This is a genomic window from Nocardia sp. NPDC050435 (assembly GCF_040655395.1).
Classification (GTDB): Bacteria; Actinomycetota; Actinomycetes; order Mycobacteriales; family Mycobacteriaceae; genus Nocardia.
The window spans coordinates 656,590-679,966 of sequence record NZ_JBFAJW010000004.1; the positions used below are offsets into that span (position 1 = coordinate 656,590).

Below are 23,377 nucleotides of genomic sequence, written 5' to 3' on the forward strand. Positions count from 1 at the left end.
CGGGGTATTGCGGCGAAATTGCTGTAGTGCCCGGAAGCGTAACCACAAACCTCTATCGGCGATTGGAGTGCCTTCGTGACCGCACTGGCCTCGCAGCCCGCAGGTCGTGACGCAGCAGACGACACGCTGTGCTTCCCCTTGTCGGAAGCGCAGACGGGTATCTGGAACGCGCAGCACATCACCCCGGACGCGCCACTGACCGTGGCGCAGTACGTGGATGTGCGCGGCGAGTTCGACGCGGACGTCCTCGCACAGGCGATGCGGCTGTGTGCCATCGATCTGCAGAGTCTGCGGCTGCGACTGGTGGAGGTCGCGGGCACGCCCCAGCAGGTGATCGGTCCGGATCTGCCGTTCGTGATCGACCGGCACGATTTCCGGGATTGCGACGACCCGCGGGCCGCGGCCCTGCACTGGATGCGCGAGGACGTCACCGCGCCGATCGCCCTGACCGCCGATCGTCTGATCGAGAGCGCGGTGCTACGGGTGGGCGACCGCGAATTCCTGTGGTACGCCAAGATGCACCACATCGCCATCGACGGTTACGGCGCGATGCTGCTGGTCGCCCGGATCGCCGAGCACTACAGCGCGCTCGTCGGGAACCGCGAGCCCGCACCGGCGCCCGAGCACGACCTGCGGTCGATCTACGACGCCGAGCAGACCTACCGCGGCTCCGCGGACTTCGGCCGCGACCAGCAGTTCTGGCGCGCGCTGCTGGATCGCATGGGCCCGGCGACCACGCTGAGCGACCGCCAGGGCGCCGCGGGCAAGCACCGGCTCACCGCCAGCGGTCTGCTCGACGCCGCGCACACGAGCGGATTGACCGCGGTCCGGGAACGTTTCGCCGCTTCGCGCCCGGCGCTGCTCACCGCGGGCGTGGCCGCCTACCTGGCGGCCGTGACCGGCCGCAGCGAGGTCACCCTCAGCCTGCCGGTGACCGCGCGCACCACCCCGCAGCTGCGCATGTCGGCGGGTTACGTCGCCAACGTGGTGCCGTTGCGTGTCATCGTGGATCCGGCGGCGACCGTCGCGGAATTGGTCGCGCAGGTGAATTCGCGGATCCAGGAGGCGTTGCAGCATCAGCGCTACCGCCACGAGGACATGCTGCGGGATCGGCGCGGTGTGGGCGACCAGCGCGAATTCTTCGGCCCGGTCATCAATTTCATGCTGTTCCACAATGGTATTCGGTTCGCCGAATCCGAGGCCACCATGCATTTGCTGTCCACCGGGCCGGTGGCGGATCTGTCGATCAATGTCTACAACGGCGCGGGCGACGGCGAACTGTTCGTCGATTTCCTGGCGAACGCGGATCGCTATGCCGCCGACGAACTCCAGGCCCATCACCGGCGTTTCCTGGATTTCCTGGGCACCTTCCTGGGCACCGCCGCCGAATCGGTGGTGTCGGAACTCGATATTCTCGGCGCGGCCGAACGCGAACTGTTGCTGCGGGATTGGGCGCGCACCCCGGCCGACCCGACGCCGGGGGAGACGCTGCCGGAGCTGTTCGACGCGATGGCGCGCGCGCACGCGGACGCGACGGCGGTGGTGTGCGGGCCCGTCAGACTGACCTACCGGGAACTGAACGAGCGGGCCGACCTCCTGGCCCGCCGCCTCGTCGAGCACGGCGTCGCCCCGGAAACCCTGGTGGCGGTGGCACTCCCGCGCTCGGCCGACCTGGTGGTGGCGCTGCTGGCCGTGATCAAGGCGGGCGCGGGCTACCTGCCGGTCGATCCCGCCTACCCCGCCGACCGCATCGCCTACATGCTCGACGACGCCCGGCCCGCCTGCGTGCTCACCGCCGCGAGCCTGGATCTGGCCTGGCCCGAGTCGGTTCCGGTGCTCGACACCGACGGCCTCGACTGGGCCGGTCCGGTCGCGCCGTTCACCGCGGCCGAGCGGCTCGCCCCGCTCACGCCGGAGCACATCGCCTACGTCATCTACACCTCCGGTTCGACGGGCCGCCCCAAGGGCGTGCAGATTCCGCACCGCAACGTGGTGGCGCTGTTCGCCAACACGGCCTCGCGCTTCGGTTTCGGAGCCGAGGACACCTGGACGCTGTTCCACTCCTACGCGTTCGACTTCTCCGTCTGGGAGCTGTGGGGCCCGCTGCTGCACGGCGGCACCCTGGTCGTCGTCGACTACGAGACCTCGCGCTCGCCCGCGGACCTGCTCGAGGTGCTGCGGCGGGAGCGGGTGACGGTGCTCAACCTGACTCCGTCGGCGTTCTATCAGCTGATCCCGGTCGACCGCGCCGCGGCCGCCGCGGAGCCGTTGTCGCTGCGCTACATCATCTTCGGCGGCGAGGCGCTGGACACCCGGCGGCTGCGGGAGTGGTACGGCCGCCACCCGGACACGGCGCCGCAGCTGGTCAACATGTACGGCATCACCGAGACCACGGTGCACGTCAGCTACCGGGCGTTGCAGCGGGTGGACGCGCAGACCGGCGGCGGCGGAATCGGCCGTGCCATCCCGGGTCTGGGAATCCTGCTGCTGGACAACCGGTTGCGACCCGCGCCGGTCGGCGTCACCGGCGAGATCTATGTCAGCGGTGCGCAATTGGCGCGCGGCTACCTGGGCCGGCCCGCGCTCAGCGCGGCGCGGTTCGTGGCCGACCCCTACGGTGCCCCGGGCGAAAGGCTCTATCGCTCCGGTGATCTCGGCCGCTGGACCGCCGCCGGTGAACTGGAGTACTTCGGGCGTGCCGACGATCAGGTGAAGGTGCGCGGTTTCCGGATCGAGCTGGGCGAGATCGAGGCCGCGCTGCTGGCCGCGCCCGCGGTGCGGCAGGTCGCGGTGGTGCCCCGGGAGAGCCCGGCCGGCGACACCTGGCTGGTGGCCTATCTGGTTCCCGAACCCGGCGCCGCGCTGAACATTCCAGGTTTGCGCGCCGCGGTCGCCGAGCGCCTGCCGGAGTACATGGTGCCCGCCGCCTGCGTCGCCCTGGACGCCCTGCCGCTGACGGTGAACGGCAAGCTGGATCGCCGGGCGCTGCCCGAGCCGGTCGCCGAGACCGCGGTCTACCGCGCGCCCGCGACACCCGCCGAACGCGCGGTCGCGCGGGCGGTGGCCGAGGTGCTCGAGCTCGAGCGAGTCGGCCTGGACGACGGATTCTTCGCGCTCGGCGGCAATTCGCTGAGTGCGACCCAGGTCGCGGCCCGCATCGGCGCGACGCTGGCCGTCACGGTGCCGGTGCGGCTGGTGCTCGAGGAGTCCACGGTCGCCGGATTGGCGGACCGGGTCGCCGGGCTGGCCCCCGAGGCGGGAGTACCGCAGCTGACGGCGCGGGCGCGCACGGCGCCGATTCCGTTGTCGCCGAGCCAGCTCCGGCTCTGGTTCATCAACCGCTTCGACCATCACGCCGCGACCTACAACATTCCGTTCGCGGTGCGCATGCGGGGCGAGCTCGACGTCGCGGCGCTGCGCGCGGCGGTCACGGATCTGGTCACCCGGCACGAATCGCTGCGCACGGTCTTCCCGGACGGCGCGGACGGGCCGCACCAGCAGATCCTGCCCGTGGCGCAGGCCACCCCCGGCGTGGACGCGGTGCAGGTCGCGCCCGCGGACCTGGAGGCCCGGCTGCGCACGTTCGCCGACCGCGGCTTCGATCTGACCACCGAGGCTCCGCTGCGCACGCTCCTGCTGCGCACCGCGCCGCAGGAGCACACGCTCGCGGTGGTGCTGCATCACATCGCGGCCGATGGCTGGTCGCTGGCGCCGCTGCTGCGCGACCTCTCGCACGCCTACCAGGCGCGCCGTTCCGGCACGGCCCCGACCTGGGCCGAATTGCCGGTGCAATACGCCGATTTCAGCCTCTGGCAGACCGAACTGCTCGGCGCCGCCGAGGATCCGGCGAGCGTGCTCGCCCAGGAGCTCGGCTACTGGCGGGACCGGCTGGCCGACCTGCCGGACGAACTCGGCCTGCCCTACGACCGGCCGCGCCCGGCGACCCAGAGCTTCCGCGGCGCGAAGGTCGAGGTGTCGATCGGCGCCGAGGTGCACGCCCGGCTGCTGGAACTGGCCCGGGCCGGCGACGCGACGCTGTTCATGGCGGTGCACGCGGGCTTCGCCGTGCTGCTGGCCCGGCTCTCGGGCAGCGCCGACGTCGCGGTGGGCACACCGGTGGCCGGTCGCGGCGAGCGCGAACTCGACGATCTGATCGGCATGTTCGTCAACACGGTGGTGTTCCGCGCGCAGGTGCGCGGCGGCGACAGCTTCCGTGCCCTGCTGGCCGCGCAGCGTCCGCACGACGTCGCGGCGTTCGCGCACGCGCGCCTGCCGTTCGAACGGCTGGTGGAGGAGCTGAACCCGGTCCGGTCGACCGCCCGGCACCCGCTGGTGCAGATCGGCTTCTCCTTCCACAACCTCGGTCGCCTCGAGGCCGAGCTGCCGGGCCTGCGGGTGCACGGCAGTGAGATCGAAACCGGTGTGGCGCAGTTCGATCTGCAGCTGGTGCTCACCGATCACTACGACGCGGCCGGTGCGCCGGCCGGACTGAACGGCCACTTCGTCTACAGCCGTGACCTTTTCGACGAGAGCACCGTCGCCGGGTTCGCCGAGGGCCTGGGCCGGGTGCTGGCCGGAGCCGCGGCGCAACCCGATCTTCCGGTGGGCGATCTGCCCCTGGTGGACGCGGCGGAGCTGTCTCGAATCCTGCACGGCTGGAACGACACCCAGTATCCGGTGGACGCCGAGCAGACGCTGGCCGGCCTGTTCGCCGACCAGGCCGCCCGCACGCCCGCGGCGATCGCGCTGGTGGTCGACGACGGCACCGAGCGCACGCCGGTGGCGTCGACCTACCGGGAGTTCTCCGAGTCCGTGCACCGCCTGGCACGGCATCTGATCCAGCTCGGCGTCGGTCCCGAAGTGCGGGTCGGGCTGGCCATGCCCCGCTCCGAGCATCTGATGATCGGCATGTACGCGGTGGTGGCGGCGGGCGGTGTGTACGTCCCGCTGGATCCGGGGCAGCCCGCCGAGCGGCTCGCCCACATCCTCGCCACGGCGGACCCGCGGTGTGTGCTCACGGCGGGACCGAGCACACTGCCGGAGTCGGACGCGCGCATCGTGGACATCGCGGCATTGGACCTGTCGGCTTTGCCGCCGTACCCGGTGCTCGACGGCGAGCGCCGCGCGCCGCTGCGCCCGGGCAACACCGCCTACGTCATCTTCACCTCCGGTTCCACCGGCCGCCCGAAGGGCGTGGCGGTGCCGCACCGCGCGGTGGTCAACCAGTTGCTCTGGAAGCAGCAGACTTTCGGGCTCGGCGCCGAGGACGCGGTGCTGCTCAAGACGGCCGCGACCTTCGATCTGTCGGTATGGGAGTTCTATTCGGCGATGCTCAGCGGCGGGCGCACCGTGCTGGCCGCGCCGGACGGGCATCGCGACCCGGCCTATCTCGCCCGGCTCTGTGCCGCGCAGCGCGTGTCGGTGCTGCACCTGGTGCCCTCGATGCTCACGGCGCTGCTGACCGACGCTCCGCCGCTGCCGGACTCGCTGCGCCTGGTGCTCGCCATCGGCGAGGCCCTGCCGGCGGCCCTGGCGCAGCGCTTCCGCGCCGCGCACCCGGGCGCGCGGCTGTGGAACCTGTACGGGCCCACCGAGGTCGCGGTGTCCGCGACCGCGCACCTGGTCACGGCGGAAGACACCGAGACCGTCGCGATCGGCGGACCGGAGTGGAACGTCCGGGCCTACGTGCTGGACGCGCGCCTGCGCCCGGTCGGTCCCGGTGTGGTGGGTGAGCTTTATCTGGCGGGCACCCAGGTGGCGCACGGCTACGTCGCGCAGGCGGCGCTGACGGCCGACCGTTTCGTCGCCGACCCGTTCGATCCGATCGTGGGCGGGCGGATGTACCGCACCGGCGATCTCGCCGCCTGGACGGCGGAGGGCGGGCTGCGGTACCACGGGCGCACCGACTTCCAGGTCAAGGTGCGCGGGTTCCGCATCGAGCCCGGCGACATCGAGGCCGCCCTGCTGGCCGAGCAGAGCGTGGCCGCGGCGGTGGTCGTCGCCCATCACGACGCGCAGCACGGCGATCGCCTGGTGGCCTACCTGGCCCCGGCGCCGGGGCACACGCCGGACGCCGAGAAGCTGCGCGCGCGGCTGGCGGATGTGCTGCCCGCCTACATGGTTCCGGCGGCGCTGATGGTGCTGGACCGGTTGCCGATGACCGTGACGGGCAAGGTGGACCGGCGGGCGCTGCCCGCGCCGGTCTTCCGCGAGGCCCGGTACCGGGCGCCGGTGACGGCGTTGGAGCAGACCGTCACCGGCACCGTCGCCGAGGTGCTCGGTGTGGACCGGATCGGCCTCGACGACGACTTCTTCGCGCGTGGCGGCACCTCGCTGCTGGCGGCGAAGGTGGCCGCGCGGCTCAGCGCCGCGCTGCGCGCCCAGGTCGAGGTCCGGGCCCTGTTCGAGGCCGGCACGGTGGGCGCGCTGGCCGCGCTGCTGGAACCGCTGGCCGGGTCGGGCGGTGCGCCCGCGCTGGTGGCCGCGCCGCGGCCGCCGCGGCTGCCGCTCTCGGCGGCCCAGCGCCGCCTGTGGTTCCTCAACCGCTTCGACGCGTCCTCGGCGGCCTACAACATCGCCCTCGGCCTGCGCCTGACCGGCCGCCTGGACCGCGCCGCCTTGCGCGCCGCTCTGAACGACGTGGTCGCCCGGCACGAGGTGCTGCGCACGGTGTTCCCCGAGGACGAGGCCGGCCCGTTCCAGCGGGTGCTGCCGGTCACCGAGGCGTCGGTTCCGGTGGCGCACATCGTCTCCGGGCCGGGCACCGTCGATACCGACGCGGCCGACTTCGCGACCGGCGGTTTCGAGCTGAGCGAGCAGTTGCCGATCCGGGCGGCCCTGATCCGGGTCGCCGAGAACGACCATCAGCTGGTGCTGGTGATCCACCACATCGCCGCCGACGGCTGGTCGCTGACGCCGCTCGCCCGCGATCTCACCGCCGCCTACGAAGCACGCTGTGCCGGAACGGAACCCGGCTGGGCGGCGCTGCCCGTGCAGTACGCCGACTACGGGCTGTGGCAGCAGCGGGTGCTGGGGTCGGAGACCGATCCCGGCAGCGTGGCCGGGCGGCAGCTCGAATACTGGACCCGCCGGCTGGCCGACCTGCCCGATTGCCTCGAACTGCCGGCCGACCGGCCGCGCCCGCACACCGCCTCGCATCGCGGCGCGAGCGTGTCCGCCACCCTCGACGCGCAGTTGCACGCCGCGGTCGTGGCGCTCGCGCGACAGCACGGCGTCACCGTCTTCATGGTGCTGCACGCCGCGCTGGCCGGGCTGCTGGCCCGGCTCTCCTCGGGTTCCGACATCGCGATCGGCACACCGGTCGCGGGCCGCACCGAGCCGCAGCTCGACGATCTGATCGGCATGTTCGTCGGCACCGTCGTGCTGCGCACCGAGGTGCGCGGCGACGCCGCGTTCCAGGCGTTGCTGGCGGCGGTGCGCGACACCGACCTGGACGCCTTCGGCCACGCGGACCTGCCGTTCGAGCGGCTGGTCGACGAGCTGGCCCCGGTGCGCTCGCGGTCGCACCATCCGCTGTTCCAGGTCATGCTCTCGGTGCACGACGCGGTCTCCGACCAGGTCCGGCTGACCGGGCTGAGCCCGGCCGCCGCCGCGCCGCTGGACACCGGGGTGGCGCGCTGGGATCTGCAGTTCACCTTCATCGAGAAGCGCACGGCCACCGGAACACCCGACGGCATCGCACTGCACCTGAACTACGCCACCGATCTGTTCGACGACGATTCGGCGGCGGCGCTGCGGGATCGGTTCCTGCGGCTGCTGTCGGCCGCGGTGGCGGCCCCGGCGACGGCGGTCGGCGATCTGCCGGTGCTGACGCCGGCCGAGGCGGTGCTGCCGGTCCGCGGTGCGGACCCGGGCGAGCCGGCCACGCTGGGCGCGATCTTCGACCGCGCGGCGACCGACCCGGCCGCCCCGGCGGTGCGCTTCCGCGGCGGGGAGCTGAGCTACGGCGCGCTCGACGGCTCGGCCAATCAGCTGGCCCGCCTGTTGATCGGACAGGGTGTCGGGGCGGAAGCCATTGTCGCCCTCGGCATTCCGCGGTCGGTGGAATCGGTGACGGCGGTGCTCGCGGTGACCCGCACCGGGGCCGGGTTCCTCCCGGTGGACCCGGCGTATCCGGAGCAGCGCAAGCGGCACATGCTCGCCGACGCCGGGATCCAGATCGGGCTGACCGTGCTCGAGCACCGGGCCGAGCTGCCCGGCAGCGTGCACTGGATCTGCCTCGACGATCCGGCGGTGGCGGCCCAGATCGCGGAGCTGCCGGACCAGCCGGTGACCGACGCGGAGCGGCGCGCGCCGCAGACTCCGGCCGATCTCGCCTACCTGATCTACACCTCCGGCTCCACGGGGACGCCCAAGGGCGTCGCGGTCACCCACCGCGGCCTCGCGGACTTCGCGCACGATCTCGGCGAGCGGATCGGTACCGTGCGCGGCTGCCGCACAGTGCATTTCGCCTCGCCGAGTTTCGACGCCTCGATCCTGGAACTGCTGCTGGCCTGGCAGTGCGGCGCGGCGCTGGTCATCGCGCCGCCCGAGGTGTACGGCGGCGACGAACTGGCCGAACTGCTGCACACGGAACGGATCACGCACGCCTTCCTCACGCCCGCCGCGCTGGCCAGCATCGATGCCGAGCGGTGGCCGCTGCCGGAGTTGCGCGGCCTGGCGGTGGGCGGCGACGCGCTCGGCGCCGACCTGCTGGCCCGCTGGGCGGCCGGCCGCCGCATGATCAACGCCTACGGTCCCTCCGAAGCGACTGTCGCCGTTGCCGTTTCGCGGCCCTTGCTGCCGCAGGAGCCGATCGTGCTCGGCCATCCGATCCGCGGCGCGGGGCTGGCGGTGCTGGATACGCGCCTGCATCCGGTGCCGTCCGGTGCCACCGGTGAGCTCTACCTCAGCGGTCCGGCCGTGGCGCGCGGGTATCTCGGGCGACCGGGGCTCACCGCCGCCCGCTTCGTCGCCGCGCCCTGGGGCGGCGGCGAGATCATGTACCGCACCGGCGATCTGGTGCGCTGGAACGCCGCCGGCGAGCTGATCTTCGCCGGTCGCGTGGACGACCAGGTGAAGATTCGCGGCTTCCGGGTGGAGCTCGGCGAGATCACCGCGGCCGTATCCTCGTTCCCCGGACTCGATTTCGCGCACACCGAGGTCCGCCGGGACGACGGCGGGCGCAATCAGATCGTGGCCTACGTGCGCCCGCAGGGCGGCGGCGAGCTGGACACGCGGGCGCTGCGGGCGCACGTGGCCGAGCGGCTGCCCGGCTACATGGTGCCCGCCGCGGTGGTCACGGTGTCGGCGCTCCCGCTGGCGCCCAGCGGGAAGCTGGACCGGCGGGCGCTGCCCGATCCGGACTGGTCGGTCGTGCACGCCGGGCGCGCCCCGGCCACCGCGACCGAAGCCCTGGTCGCCCGGGCGATGGCCGAGGTCGTCGGCATCGACCAGGTGTTCGCCGACCACAGCTTCTTCGACATCGGCGGCAACTCGCTGGCGGCGACCCAGCTGGTCTCGCGGATCGCGCGGGCCGGCGGCCCGCGCCCGGCGGTGCGGCAGGTGTTCGAGCACCCGACCCCCGAGGCGCTGGCGCGACTGCTGGACGGGCTCACCGCGGCCGCCGACGGCCGCCCGGTCCTGTGCGCCGCGCCGCGCCCGGCGCGCATCGAATTGTCCTCGGCGCAACGGCGGCTGTGGTTCCTGAACCAGCTGGACCCGGCGTCGGGGACCTACAACATCCCCGCGGTGCTGCGCCTGCGCGGGCAACTGGAGCCGCGGGTGCTGCAGGCCGCGCTGACCGATGTCGTGGCCCGCCACGAGGTCCTGCGCACGATGTACCCGCAGGACGAGCACGGCCCGCACCAGGTGATCGTGCCCGCGGGCGAGGTCGTGTTCGAGCTGACCCAGACCGAGGTCAGCGCGCTCGAAGTGAACTACCAGATCGAGGTCTGCGCCGAGGCCGGCTTCACGCTCACCTCGGAGCTCCCGCTGCGCGCGGAACTGCTGCGCACCGGCAACGACGAGCACTTCCTGGTGCTGGTCGTGCACCACATCGCCCTGGACGGCGGCTCGCTGGCGCCGCTGGCCGCCGACCTGAGCGCGGCCTACCGGGCGCGCGCGGCCGGCGTCGCGCCGAGCTGGGCGCCGCTGCCGGTGCAGTACGCGGACTACACGCTCTGGCAGCGCGAACTGCTCGGCGACGAAGCCGATCCGGACAGCCTGGCGGCACGGCAGCTGCGGTACTGGCGGACCCGGCTCGCCGGGCTCCCGGACTGCCTCGAGCTGCCGGCCGACCGGCCGCGCCCGGCCCGGGCCACCCATCGCGGCGCCACCGTGCGCAGCCGGGTGGCGGCGGAAACCCGCACGCGCCTGGGCGAATTCGCTCGCGCGCACGGGGTCAGCGAGTTCATGGTGCTGCACGCGGCGCTCGCGGTGACGCTGGCGCGGTTGAGCGGCGCCGACGACATCGCGATCGGCACGCCCTTCGGCGGCCGGACCGAGACCGACCTGGAGCCCCTGGTCGGCGCCTTCGTCGGCACCCTGGTGCTGCGCACCGCCGTCACCCCGGAGCTCGCGTTCGCGCAGCTGCTGGACGAGGTGCGCGAGACCGACCTCGCGGCGTACGCGCACGCGGACCTGGCCTTCGAGCGGCTGGTGGAGGCGCTGAATCCGCAGCGCTCGACCGCGCATCACCCGCTGTTCCAGGTCAGCCTCTCGCTCGACGACTTCGCCGCGCCCACCCTGACCATCCCCGGGCTGACCTTCGACGTGCCGCGCTTCGACGCCGCGGTGGCGAAGTTCGACCTGCAGTTCGTCTTCGGGCGGGTGCCGGCCGCGCCGGAGGGCGGGGACTGCCTGGAGCTGAGCCTGACCTACGCCACCGATCTGTTCGACGAGGCGACCGCGCACGGCCTGCTGACGCGCTACCTGCGGGTCCTGACCGCGGTGCTGGCCGATCCCGCCGCGCGGGTGGGCGACGTCGCGATCCTCAGCCCCGAGGAAGCCCGGGCGCTGTGCCCGGTCCGCGGCGCGGACGGCGGCGAAAGCCGGACGTTGCCCGAGCTTTTCGCGCGCGCGGTCGGTGACGGCACGCGCACGGCCGTGATCGCCGAGCACGGCCGGCTCAGCTACCGCGAGCTCGACGAGTGGTCGAACCGGCTGGCGCGCAAGCTGATCGGGTTCGGCGCCGGCCCGGGCACGGTCGTCGCCCTCGGCGTGGGCCGCGGGTTGGAATCGGTGGTGGCCACCACGGCGATCGCCAAGACCGGCGCCGCGTACCTGCCGATCGACGTCCGCCATCCGGCCGACCGGATCCGGCACATGCTCACCGATTCCGGGGTGCGCCTGGGCGTCACCGTCGCGGCCGATCGCGCGCTGCTGCCCGCCGATGTCGCGATCGACTGGCATCTCGCCGACGACCCCGGGCCGGAGATCTCGGCCGCGGCGATCACCGACGCGGACCGGACGCGTGGCACGCACGTCGACGATGTGGCGTACGTGATCTACACCTCCGGCTCGACGGGCGTGCCCAAGGGCGTCGCGGTCGCGCACCGCGGCCTGGCGGCCTTCGCGCTCGAACAGCGCGACCGCTACGGCATCGACGCCGATTGCCGGACAGCGCATTTCGCCTCGCCCAGTTTCGATGCCTCGGTGCTGGAACTGATGCTGGCCTGGGGCTCGGGGGCCACCATGGTGGTGGTCGCGCCGGACGTCTACGGCGGCGACGAACTCGCCGCGGTGCTGGCCGAGGCGGAGGTGACGCACGCGTTCCTGACGCCGGCGGCGCTGGCCAGCATCGACGCGACCGCCCGCCCGCTGCCGCGCCTGCGCTGCCTGATCGTCGGCGGCGAAGCGGTGAGCGCGGACCTGGTCGCGCGCTGGGCCCCCGGCCTGGCCATGTACAACGCCTACGGACCGTCCGAGGCGACGGTCGCGCCCGTGCTGTCGGATCAGCTGACGGCGGGCCGCCCGGTGGTGCTCGGCGGCCCGATCCGCGGCGCGGCCGTGCTGGTGCTCGATGAGCGTCTGCGCCCGGTCCCGGTCGGCGTGCCCGGCGAGTTGTACGTCGCGGGAGCGGGATTGGCGCGCGGCTATGTCGGCCGCCGCGATCTGACCGCGCAGCGGTTCGTCGCCCATCCGTGGGGCGATCGACCCGGCGAACGCATGTACCGCACCGGTGATCTCGTGCGCTGGACGCCCGCCGGAGAGCTGGTGTTCGTCGGTCGCGGCGACGACCAGGTGAAGGTGCGCGGTTTCCGCATCGAGCTGGGCGAGATCACCACGACGGTCGCGGCCATGCGCGGAATCCGCTTCGCGCACACCGAGGTCCGCCACGATCCGGGCGGCTCCGCCCGGCTGGTGAGCTACGTGGTCGCCGCCGACGGCGGCGTGGTGGACGCGCGCGCGGTGCGCGAGCACGCCGCCGCGCGCCTGCCCGGGTACATGGTGCCCTCCGCGGTGGTCACGCTGACCGACATCCCGCGCGCGCCGAGTGGCAAGCTCGACCGCAAGGCGCTGCCGGAACCGGACTGGGAGCCCACCGAAACCGGCCGGGAGCCCGAAACCGCCAGCGAGGTCCTGGTCGCCACGGCCATGGCCGAGGTGATCGGCTGCGCGCGGGTCGGCGCCGATCACGACTTCTTCGAACTCGGCGGCACCTCGCTCTCGGCCACCAGGCTGGTCGCCCAGCTCGCCACCGCCACCGGCCACCAGTTCGGCGTCCGGACGGTGTTCGAGCATCCGACGCCCGAGCGGCTCGCTCGGGTGGTGGATGTCGCTCTGGCACAGCATGTCTCGCTGCTTCCCGCGCTCGGCCGGGGGCAGCGGCCGGAACGGATTCCGCTCGCCCCGGCGCAGCAGCGGCTGTGGTTCCTGAACCGGTTCGACGCCGAATCGGGCGCCTACAACATCCCGCTGGCGCTGCGCCTGCACGGCGCGCTGGACACCGGCGCGCTGCACGCCGCGCTGGGCGACGTCCTGGACCGGCACGAGGTGCTGCGCACCATCTACCCGCAGGACGCCGCGGGGCCGCACCAGGTCATCCTGGCGGCCGCCGATCTGGCGGCCGCGCTGCCGGTGACCGAGGTGAGCGCGGCCGAACTGGACGACCGGCTGGCGGTCGCGGCGTCGACCGGCTTCGATCTGGCGGTCGAGGCGCCGATGCGCGCGGAGTTGTTCCGGCTCGGCGCGGACGAGCACGTGCTCGTCGTCGTGATCCACCACATCGCCGCAGACGGCGGTTCGGCGGCGCCGCTGGCGCTCGATCTGGCCCGGGCCTACGCCGCCCGGCAGCGGCACGAACTGCCGAGCTGGGAGGAATTGCCGGTCCAGTACGCCGATTTCAGTGTTTGGCAGCACAGCGCGCTCGGCGCCGAGAGCGATCCGGCGAGCACCATCGCCCGCCAGCTCGGGTACTGGCGCGAGACGCTGGCGGATCTGCCCGAGTGCCTCGAACTGCCCACCGATCGGCCCCGGCCCGAGGTGCGCACGCACTCCGGTGCGGTGGTGTCGGCCCAGCTGGACGCGGCCACGCACGCCGCGCTCGTCCGGGTGGCGCGCGACAGCGACGTGAGCCTGTTCATGGTGCTGCACGCGGTGCTGGCGGTGCTGCTGGCCCGGATGGCGGGCACGACGGAGGTGGCGATCGGCACGCCGATCTCGGGCCGCGGTGACGCGCGACTGCACGCGCTGATCGGCATGTTCGCCGGCACCCTGGTGCTGCGCACGCCGGTGCCGCGGGCGCAGACCTTCGCCGATCTGCTCGCCGCGGTGCGCGAGATCGATCTCGACGCCTTCGCCAACGCCGACGTGCCCTTCGAGCGGCTGGTCGAGGCGCTCGCACCGGCCCGCTCCACCGCGCACCACCCGCTGTTCCAGGTGATGCTCTCGGTGCACGACGAGATGCCCGCGCCGCCGGACCTGGCCGGGGTGGCGGTGCGGATCCAGGACATCGCCACCGACGTCGCCAAGTTCGATCTGCAGTTCACCTTCACCGAATCCCGTTCGGCCAACCGGGATCCCGAGGGTATCGAGCTCACCCTGACCTACGCGACGGATCTGTTCGACGCCGAGACGGCCGAGCGGCTCACCGCCCGGCTGACCGGCCTGCTGGCCGGATTGACCGGCCGCCCGCACCGCCCGGTGGGCGACGCGGAACTGCTGACGGCGGCCGAGCGCGGCCTGCTAGCACCCGCGCGCGGCCGGACGGGCGCGGTCCCGGCCACCCTGCCCGAGCTGTTCACCGCGGCCGCGCCCTCGCGCGACCAGATCGCCCTGGTCGCGGACGACGCGGTCCTGACCTACGGTGAGCTGGACGAACGATCCAACCGGGTGGCGCGGGCGCTGATCGCCGCGGGCGTCGGTCCGGGCGACATGGTCGCCGTCGGGCTGTCGCGCTCGTCCCTGTCGGTGCTCACCACGCTGGCGGTGGCCAAGACCGGCGCCGCCTTCGTGCCGGTCGACGTGCGCTACCCGGCCGACCGGATCCGGCACATGCTCGCCGATTCCGGCGCCCGGCTCGGGGTCAGCACGGAGGAGGCGCTCGCGGCGCTGCCCGGCGAGGTGCGCTGGCTGCGGCTCGCGGAGCTGGAGCGGTTCGATTCGGCCGCGGCCGTGAGCGATTGGGAGCGGGTGCGGTCCCTGGGGCCGGACCACGTCGCCTACCTGATCTACACCTCGGGCTCGACCGGTGTGCCCAAGGGGGTCGCGGTCACCCACCGCGGCCTGGCCGGGTTCGCGGCCGAGCAGCGCGAGCGGTACGCGCTCGAGCCCAGCAGTCGCACCCTGCATTTCGCGTCCCCGAGCTTCGACGCGTCGGTGCTGGAAATGCTGCTGGCCTGGAGCGCGGGTGCGACGATGATCGTGGTGCCGCCGGATGTCTACGGCGGCGACGAACTGGCTCGCCTGCTCGCCGAGCAAGCCGTGACGCACGCGTTCATCACCCCGGCGGCACTGGCCAGCATCGACGTGCGGCGCTGGCCGTTGCCCGCGCTGCAGTACCTGGCGGTCGGCGGCGAGGCCGTCGGCACCGAACTGGTGGCGCGGTGGGCCGAGGGCCGCAACTTCATCATCGGCTACGGCCCGACCGAGACCACCATCATGAGCGCCATCTCCGATCCGATGGACGTCGGCGACACGGTGGTGCTGGGCGGTCCGATCCGCGGCACCACGATGGTGGTGCTGGATCACCGGCTGCGGCCGGTGCCACCGGGCGTGGTCGGCGATCTCTACATCGGTGGCGACGGCTTGGCACGCGGCTACCACCGGCGACCGGGCCTGACCGCGCATCGCTTCGTGGCCAACCCCTACGCCACGACCTCCGGCGAGCGCATGTACCGCACCGGCGATCTGGTGCGCTGGACCGTCGGCGGGGAACTGCTGTTCGTCGGCCGCGGTGACGATCAGGTCAAGCTGCGCGGTTTCCGCATCGAGCTCGGCGAGATCACCGCCGCCGTGGCCGATGTGCCCGGAATTCGCTTCGCGCACACCGAGGTCCGGCCCGACGGCGGCGGCCGCCCGGCACTGGTCTGCTACGTGGTCGCCGACACCGGCATCGAACCGGAGGCGCTGCGCGAGGCGGTGGCGAGCCGGCTGCCGGTGCACATGGTGCCCGCCGTCTTCGTGTACCTGGCCTCGATTCCGCTCTCGCCCAACGGAAAGCTCGATCGCCGGGCGCTGCCGGAGCCGGACTGGGCCCCGGAGGAGGCCGGCCGCGCGCCGGCCACCGCCGCCGAATCGACGGTGGCCGCGATCATGTCCGAGGTGCTCGGCTGCGAGATGGGCGCCGACGACGGCTTCTTCGAACGCGGCGGCACCTCGCTCTCGGCCACCCAGGTGGTGGCCCGTATCGCCGAGGTGACCGGCCAGGAGCTGCGGGTGCGCGCGGTCTTCGAGCACCCGACGCCGGAAGCGCTTGCCGCGCTGCTCGATCAGGCTCCGGCGGCCGGGGACGGGCGGCCGCCGCTGGTCGCCGGTCGGCGGCCGGAGCGGGTGCCGTTGTCGCTGGCCCAGCAGCGCCTGTGGTTCCTGAACCGGTTCGACACCGCCTCGGGCGCCTACAACATCGCCGCCGGGCTGCGCCTGACCGGGCGGCTCGACGAGTCGGCCGTGCGGGCGGCGGTGACCGACATCGTGGCCCGGCACGAGGTGCTGCGCACCGTCTTCGACGAGGACGCCGCGGGTCCGCACCAGCGCGTCGTGCCCGCGGACGCGATCACGGTGCCGTTCACCAGGATCGTCTCCGACGCGGAGTCGGCGCACGCCGACGCGGCCGAGTTCGTCCGGGCCGGTTTCGATCTGACGGTCGAGCTGCCCGTGCGCGCGGTGCTGCTCGCGCTCGGGTCGGACAGCCATGTGCTGGTGTTCGTCATCCATCACATCGCCGCCGACGGCTGGTCGCTGGCCCCGCTGGCCCGGGACTTCGTGGCCGCCTACGAAACCCGGCGCAACGGCACGGCCCCGCAGTGGCCGCCGCTGCCGGTGCAGTACGCGGACTTCAGTGTCTGGCAGCGTGAGCTGCTGGGCGCGGAGGACGATCCGGCCAGCGTCGCGGCTCGGCAGCTGAGCTACTGGCGCACCCGCCTGGCCGGGCTGCCGGAGTGCCTCGAGCTGCCCGTCGACCGGCCGCGGCCGGTGGTCGCCTCGCACCGCGCGGATTCGGTGAACGCCCGCATCGACGCCGAATTGCACTGGCGGCTCGTGGAATTCACGCGGTCGCAGGAGAGCAGCGTCTTCATGGTGCTGCACGCCGTGCTGGCGGTGCTGACCGCCCGGATGAGCGGCAGCGCCGACATCGCCATCGGCACGGCGGTGGCCGGACGCGGGGCCAGCGCGCTGGACGATCTGGTCGGCATGTTCGTCGGCACCCTGGTGCTGCGCACCGAGGTCGACAGCTCGGCGAGCTTCACCGACCTGCTCGGCGCGGTCCGGGAGGCCGATCTGGACGCCTTCGCACACGCCGACCTGCCCTTCGAGCGGCTGGTCGAGGTGCTCAACCCGATGCGCTCCACCGCGCACCACCCGCTGTTCCAGGTGAGCCTGTCGCTGACGAATATGGCCCAGCCCAGCGTGCAGCTGCCGGCGCTGACGGTCGACCCGTTCCCGGTCGATCCCGGCCTGGCCAAGTGTGATCTGCAATTCACCTTCACCGAATCGCACACCATCGAGGGCGATCCGGCGGGCATCGAGATGTGCCTGACCTACGCCACCGATCTGTTCGAGCCCCGGACCGCCGACCGGCTCAGCCGCCGGTTCACCAGGCTGCTGCAGGTGCTGCTCGCCGAGCCGGGCGCCCCGGTCGGCGACGCGAACCTGCTCAGCGCCTGGGAACGCGCGGCTCTTGCCCCGGCGCGCGGCTCCGCGGCGGCGGCGGCGATCACCATGCCGGAGCTGTTCGCGCGGGCCGCGGCCGACGGCACGCGGGTCGCGCTGGTGTCGGGGGAGCGCTCGCTCACCTACGCCGAGGTGGACGCCTGGTCGAACCGGCTGGCGCGCGAATTGATCGGGCGCGGTGCGGGTCCGGGTGACGTCGTCGCCCTCGGGCTGTCCCGTTCGATCGAGTCGGTGGTGGGTACCGTCGCGATCGCGAAGGCGGGCGCGGCGTTCCTGCCCGTGGACATGCGGCACCCGGCCGATCGGATCCGGCACATGCTCGCCGATTCCGGTGCGCGCCTGGGCTTCACCGTTGACCGCGATCGGTCGAAGTTGCCCATTGATCTCGAGATCGACTGGGTGCCGGTGGATTCGGCCGAGGGGCACAGCTCCGCGCCGATCGAGGAGCGCGACCGGACCCGGACGCTGCTGGTGGACGACGTCTCCTATGTCATCTACACCTCCGGCTCGACCGGCCTGCCCAAGGGCGTGGCGGTGCCGCATCGCGGCGTGCTCAACTGCGCGGAGGTGCAGCGCCGCCGCTTCGGCGTCGGATCGCGTTCGCGCACCATGCATCTGGCCTCGCCGAGCTTCGACGTGGCGGTGCTGGAACTGCTGCTGGCCTGGTGCGCGGGCGCCACCATGGTGATCGTGCCGACCGAGATCTACGGCGGCGACGAACTCGCGGAGCTGATGGACGCCGAGCGGGTGACGCATGCGGTCATCACGCCCGCGGCGCTGGCGAGCATCGACGCCGAGCGCTGGCCGCTGCCCGAGTTGCGCACCCTGGTGGTGGGCGGCGAGGCGTTCGACCGCGACCTGGTCGAGCGGTGGACCCGGGGGCACCAGTTCGTCAACGGCTACGGCCCGTCCGAGGCGACGATCACCACCACCTTCTCCGAGCCGCTGAGCGCGGATCGGCCGATCGCGCTGGGCCGCCCCATCCGCGGGGTAAGCGCCATGGTGCTCGACGCCCGGCTGCGGCCGGTGGCGACGGGCGTGGTGGCCGAACTCTACGTCGGCGGCGTCGGCGTGGCGCAGGGCTATCACCGCCGCCCCGGTCTCTCGGCCGAGCGGTTCGTCGCCAACCCGTTCGCCGGTCCCGGCGAGCGCATGTACCGCACCGGAGATCTGGTGCGCTGGAACAGCAATGGCGATCTGGTGTTCGTCGGCCGCACCGACGACCAGGTGAAGGTGCGCGGTTTCCGCATCGAGCTGGGCGAGATCACGGCCGTGATCACCGCCTGCCCGGGCGTGAATCTCGCGCACACCGAGGTGCGTGACGATCGGGGCGGCCGGGCGCAGATCGTCTGCTACGCCGTCGCCGAGGCCGGTCACACGCTGACCGAGGCGGAGCTGCGCGACGGCGCGGCCCGGCAGTTGCCGGCGCACATGGTGCCGTCCCGCTTCGTGCTGCTGGACACCGTGCCGCTGACCCCCAACGGCAAGCTGGACCGGCGCGCGCTGCCGGAGCCGGACTGGTCCGTCGCCGACACCGGCCGCGAACCCGCCACGGCGGGTGAGCGTCTGGTCGCGGCCGCGATGGCCGAGGTGGTCGGGCTGGAGCAGGTCTTCGCCGATCACAGCTTCTTCGAGCTGGGCGGGAACTCGCTCTCCGCCACCCAGCTGATCGGCCGGATCAACGCGGCCGCCGGCTGCCGCCTGCCGGTGCGCGCGGTCTTCGAGCACCCGACCCCGGAGGCGCTGGCCGCCGAGATCGATCGGACCCGCGCGGCGGGGCACGGACCGCAGGTCGCGCTCACCGCCCGGCCGCGACCGGAGCGGATCCCGCTCTCGGCCGCGCAGCAGCGGCTGTGGCTGCTGAACCGATTCGACACCGCCAGCGGCGTTTACAACATTCCGCTGGTGCTGCGGTTGCGGGGCGCGCTGGACGTGAGCGCGCTGCGCCGCGCCTTCGGCGACGTCGTCGCGCGGCACGAGTCGTTGCGCACCCGCTTCCCCGCGGACGCGGACGGCCCGCACCAGGTGGTGGCCGGCGATCCGGCGACGCTGCCGCTGATGGATCTGGAGCGAGCGGCGGCCGAGGAGTTCGTCCACTCCTTCGCCACGCTCGGGTTCGATGTCGCGCAGGAGATTCCGGTGCGGGCCAGGCTGCTCCGGATCGGCACCGACGAGCACCTGCTGGTGCTGGTCGTGCACCACATCGTCGCCGACGGCGCGTCGATGGGGCCGCTGGCCGCCGACCTCGCGGCCGCCTACGCCGACCGGCGCAACGGCACGGCGCCCACCTGGACGCCGTTGCCGGTGCAGTACGCCGATTTCAGCCTCTGGCAGCACGAGATCCTGGGCAGCGACACGGATCCCGACAGCCTCGCCGCACGGCAGGTGGCGTATTGGACGGAGACGCTGGCCGGGCTGCCGGATGTGCTCGCCCTGCCCACCGATCGCCCGCGTCCGCCGGTGCCGTCCCAGCGCGGCGCCACGGTGCAGGCCCGGATCGGGGCCGAGTTGCACACGGCGATCGGGGAATTGGCGCGCCGGCACGGCGCCAGCGTCTTCATGACGCTGCACGCGGCGCTCGCCGTGCTGCTGGCCCGGCTCAGCGGAAGCGGCGACATCGCCGTCGGCACGCCGACCGGCGGGCGCACCGATCCGCAGCTGGAACGGCTGGTCGGCATGTTCGTCGGCACCCTGGTGCTGCGCACGCCGGTCGCGGTGGACCGGTCCTTCGCCGAGTTGCTGGCCGGGGTCCGCGAAACCGATCTGGATGCCTTCGCGCACGCCGACATTCCGTTCGAGCGGCTCGTCGACGCGCTCGCGCCCAGCCGTTCGGCCGCCTATCACCCGCTGTTCCAGGTGATGCTCTCGGTGCACGCGGCGCGGCCGGGTCTGCCGGAACTGGGCGGCGTCGAGGTGCTGCCGGAGGACCCGCCGCTGGACACGGCGAAGTTCGATCTCCAGTTCACGGTCGCCGAATCGGCCGCGGTGGCGGGCGCGCTGGACCTGAGCGTCACCTACGCGACGGACCTGTTCGACGCGGCCTCCGCCGAGCGGCTGGCCGAGCGGCTCGTGGCGATCCTCACGGCGGTGGTGGCCGACCCGGAGCGGCCGGTCGGGGACATCGAACTGCTCGACGACGCCGAGCTGGCCGAGCTCGCCCCGGTCCGCGGGCCGGCGGCGGTGCCGCCGTCGACCTTCCCCGAGCTGTTCGCCGCCGCCGTGGCGACCGCTCCGGGCGGAATCGCCGTGCGCGACAACGAGGTCCAGATGAGCTACGCGCAGCTGGACCGCGCGACCAACCGGCTCGCCCGAGTGCTCATCGCGCGTGGCATCGGCCCGGAATCCTATGTCGCGGTCGGCATTCCGCGGTCGGTGAGCTCGATCCAGGCGCTGCTGGCCGTGCAGAAGGCGGGCGCCGCGATCGTGCCGGTCGATCCCGCCTATCCGCGGGAACGCCAGCAGCACATGCTGTCCGACTCCCAGGCCGCGGTCGGCCTCACCGTCGCCGCCTGCCGTGCGGCGGTGCCGGACGGGCCGCAGTGGCTGGTGCTCGACGATCCGGCGCTGACGGCGGCGGTGCGCTCGATGCCGGACACGCCGCTGCGGCAGGACGAACGGCGCCCGCTGTCCTACGCGCACCCGGCCTACCTGATCTACACCTCGGGCTCGACCGGCGTGCCCAAGGGTGTCGTGGTCACCCACGCCGGTATCGCGAATTTCGCGGCGGAGCTGGCCGAACGCTGCGGGGTCACACCGGCGGCCCGGGTGCTGCACTTCGCGACGCCGAGTTTCGACGCGGCGATCCTGGAGCTGCTGCTGAGCCTGAGCGCGGCCTCGACCGCCGTGCTCGCCGACGCCTCGGTGTACGGCGGTGACGCGCTGCGCACCCTGCTGCGCCAGGAGCGGATCAGCCACGCCTTCATCACGCCCGCGGCGCTGGCCACGGTCGCGCCGGAGGGGCTGGACGACCTCGAGATGATCATGGTCGGCGGCGACCGGACCGGGCCGGAGCTGGTGCGGCGCTGGGTCGGTGACACCGAGGCGCCGCAGCGCAGCATGCTCAACGCCTACGGTCCGTCCGAGGCCACGGTGGCCGCCACGATCAGCGCGCCGCTGCGCCCCGGAGCCCCGGTGACCATCGGCGCACCGCTGCGCGGTTTCGCCCTGGCGGTGCTGGATTCGCGGCTGCGACCGGTGCCGCGCGGCGTGGCCGGTGAGCTGTACCTGGCGGGCGCGGCGCTCGGCCGTGGCTACCACCGCCGCCCGGGCCTGTCCGCGCAGCGCTTCGTGGCCAACCCCCTGGGTGGGCCGGGCGAGCGCATGTACCGCACGGGCGATCTGGTCCGCTGGGTGGACCGGGACGGCCGCTGGGAGCTGGAATACCTGGGCCGCGGCGATGATCAGGTGAAGATCCGCGGTTTCCGCATCGAACTCGGCGAGATCGACGCGGCCCTGGTGGCGCATCCGGCCGTCACCGCGGCCACGACGCTGGGCGTCGAACTGGACAGCGGCGCCGCGATTCTGGCGTCCTATGTCTGCTGCGCCGGGGCGGCCGGACCGTCTCCGGCGGAGTTGCGGCAGCAGGTCGCCGAGCGGGTGCCGGGTTACATGGTGCCGCAGTCGATCATGGTGATCGACGCGCTGCCGCTGACGCCGGCGGGCAAGCTCGATCGTGCCGCGCTTCCCGCGCCGGAGCTGCTGGCCAGCGCCGGCTATCGGGCGCCGGCCGGCCCGGCCGAGGCGCTGGTGTGCGCGGCGTTCGGCGCGGTGCTCGGCCTGGACACGGTCGGCGCCGACGACAACTTCTTCGAACTCGGCGGAAACTCGCTGCTGGCAACGAAGTTGGTCGCCGTGCTGCGCGACGAGCACGGTGTCGAGGTGCCGATGCAGGCGCTGTTCCTGGATCCGACGCCGGCCGGTGTCGCGGTGCGGCTCGGGAACACCGCGGGCGCGGCGGCCGTGATCGAATCGGCCTTCGAGACCATGCTGCCGATCCGGCCGGCGGGCACGCTGCCGCCGCTGTTCTGCGTGCACTCGGTCAGCGGCGTGGCCTGGAGCTACACCGGGCTGCTGCCGCACCTGGAGGCGGACCGGCCGGTGTACGGCCTGCAGTTGCCGCACCTGACCGAGGACGCGGCGGGTCTGGACTCGGTCGAGGAGGTGGCGACCCGGTACATCCGGGAGATGAAAGCCGTTCAGCCGCACGGGCCTTACCATCTGGTGGGCTGGTCGCTGGGCGGTCTGATCGCCTACGAGATCGCGACCCAGCTCGAGCGCTCCGGGGACCGGGTGGAGCTGCTGGCCATGCTGGACAGCCGGATCCTGGCCGACGAGCCGGAGATCGCCGACGCGAGCACCGGCGAACTGCTGGCGGCTCTGCTCGGCGATTCCGCCCTGGCCGCGGAGAACGTCTCCGCGGAACGGGCGGCCGAGCTGCTGCACGAACACCAGGGGCCGTTCGGCTCGCTCAGCGCGGCGCACGTGGAGCGGCTCTACGCGGGCTATCTCGCGGGCACCAGCATGGGATACGGGTTCCGGCCCCGGCCGTACGCGGGCGATCTGCTCTATTTCACCGCGACGGTGCACGACACCGCGGCCGACAGCGCGCAACGGCCGCAACCGATTCCGGGGGCGGATCCGTGGCGCGCGGTCGTGCTGGGCGCGGTCGACGAGCGTTTCGTCGCCTGCTCGCACGTGGACATGGGGTCGCCCGACGCGCTGGCCGAGATCGCGGTCGCGCTGCGCGGATATCTCGAGGAATCCGGGCACGCCGGTTTCGCCAGCACCACCGACAGCACCAGGGAAAGGATGAATCCATGAGCTCCAACCCCTTCGACGACGAATCCGGCCGGTTCGCGGTTCTGGTGAACCACGAGGGACAGCATTCGCTCTGGCCCGACTACGTGCCGATTCCCGACGGCTGGGACGCCGTGCACAGTGGTGATCGGGCGAGTTGCCTGGATTATGTCGAGCGCAATTGGGTGGATATGCGCCCGAAGAGCCTGATCGAACAGAATCCGTAGAACGTCGCTCCGAATTCAGG

The 23,377-nt window shown here is 73.0% G+C and carries 2 protein-coding genes; both read left to right on the plus strand.

The window, feature by feature from the left end:
- The first annotated feature begins 75 nt into the window (after window positions 1–75).
- Window positions 76–23,154 (plus strand): non-ribosomal peptide synthase/polyketide synthase, encoded by a 23,079-nt coding sequence (locus AB0I43_RS15415; RefSeq protein WP_356973399.1) that lies wholly within the window; start codon window positions 76–78, stop codon window positions 23,152–23,154.
- Entirely contained in the window at window positions 23,151–23,357 is a 207-nt protein-coding gene (locus AB0I43_RS15420) for an MbtH family protein (protein ID WP_356973400.1), read from the plus strand. The genes AB0I43_RS15415 and AB0I43_RS15420 overlap by 4 nt, the downstream gene beginning before the upstream one ends.
- Window positions 23,358–23,377: the final 20 nt, after the last annotated feature.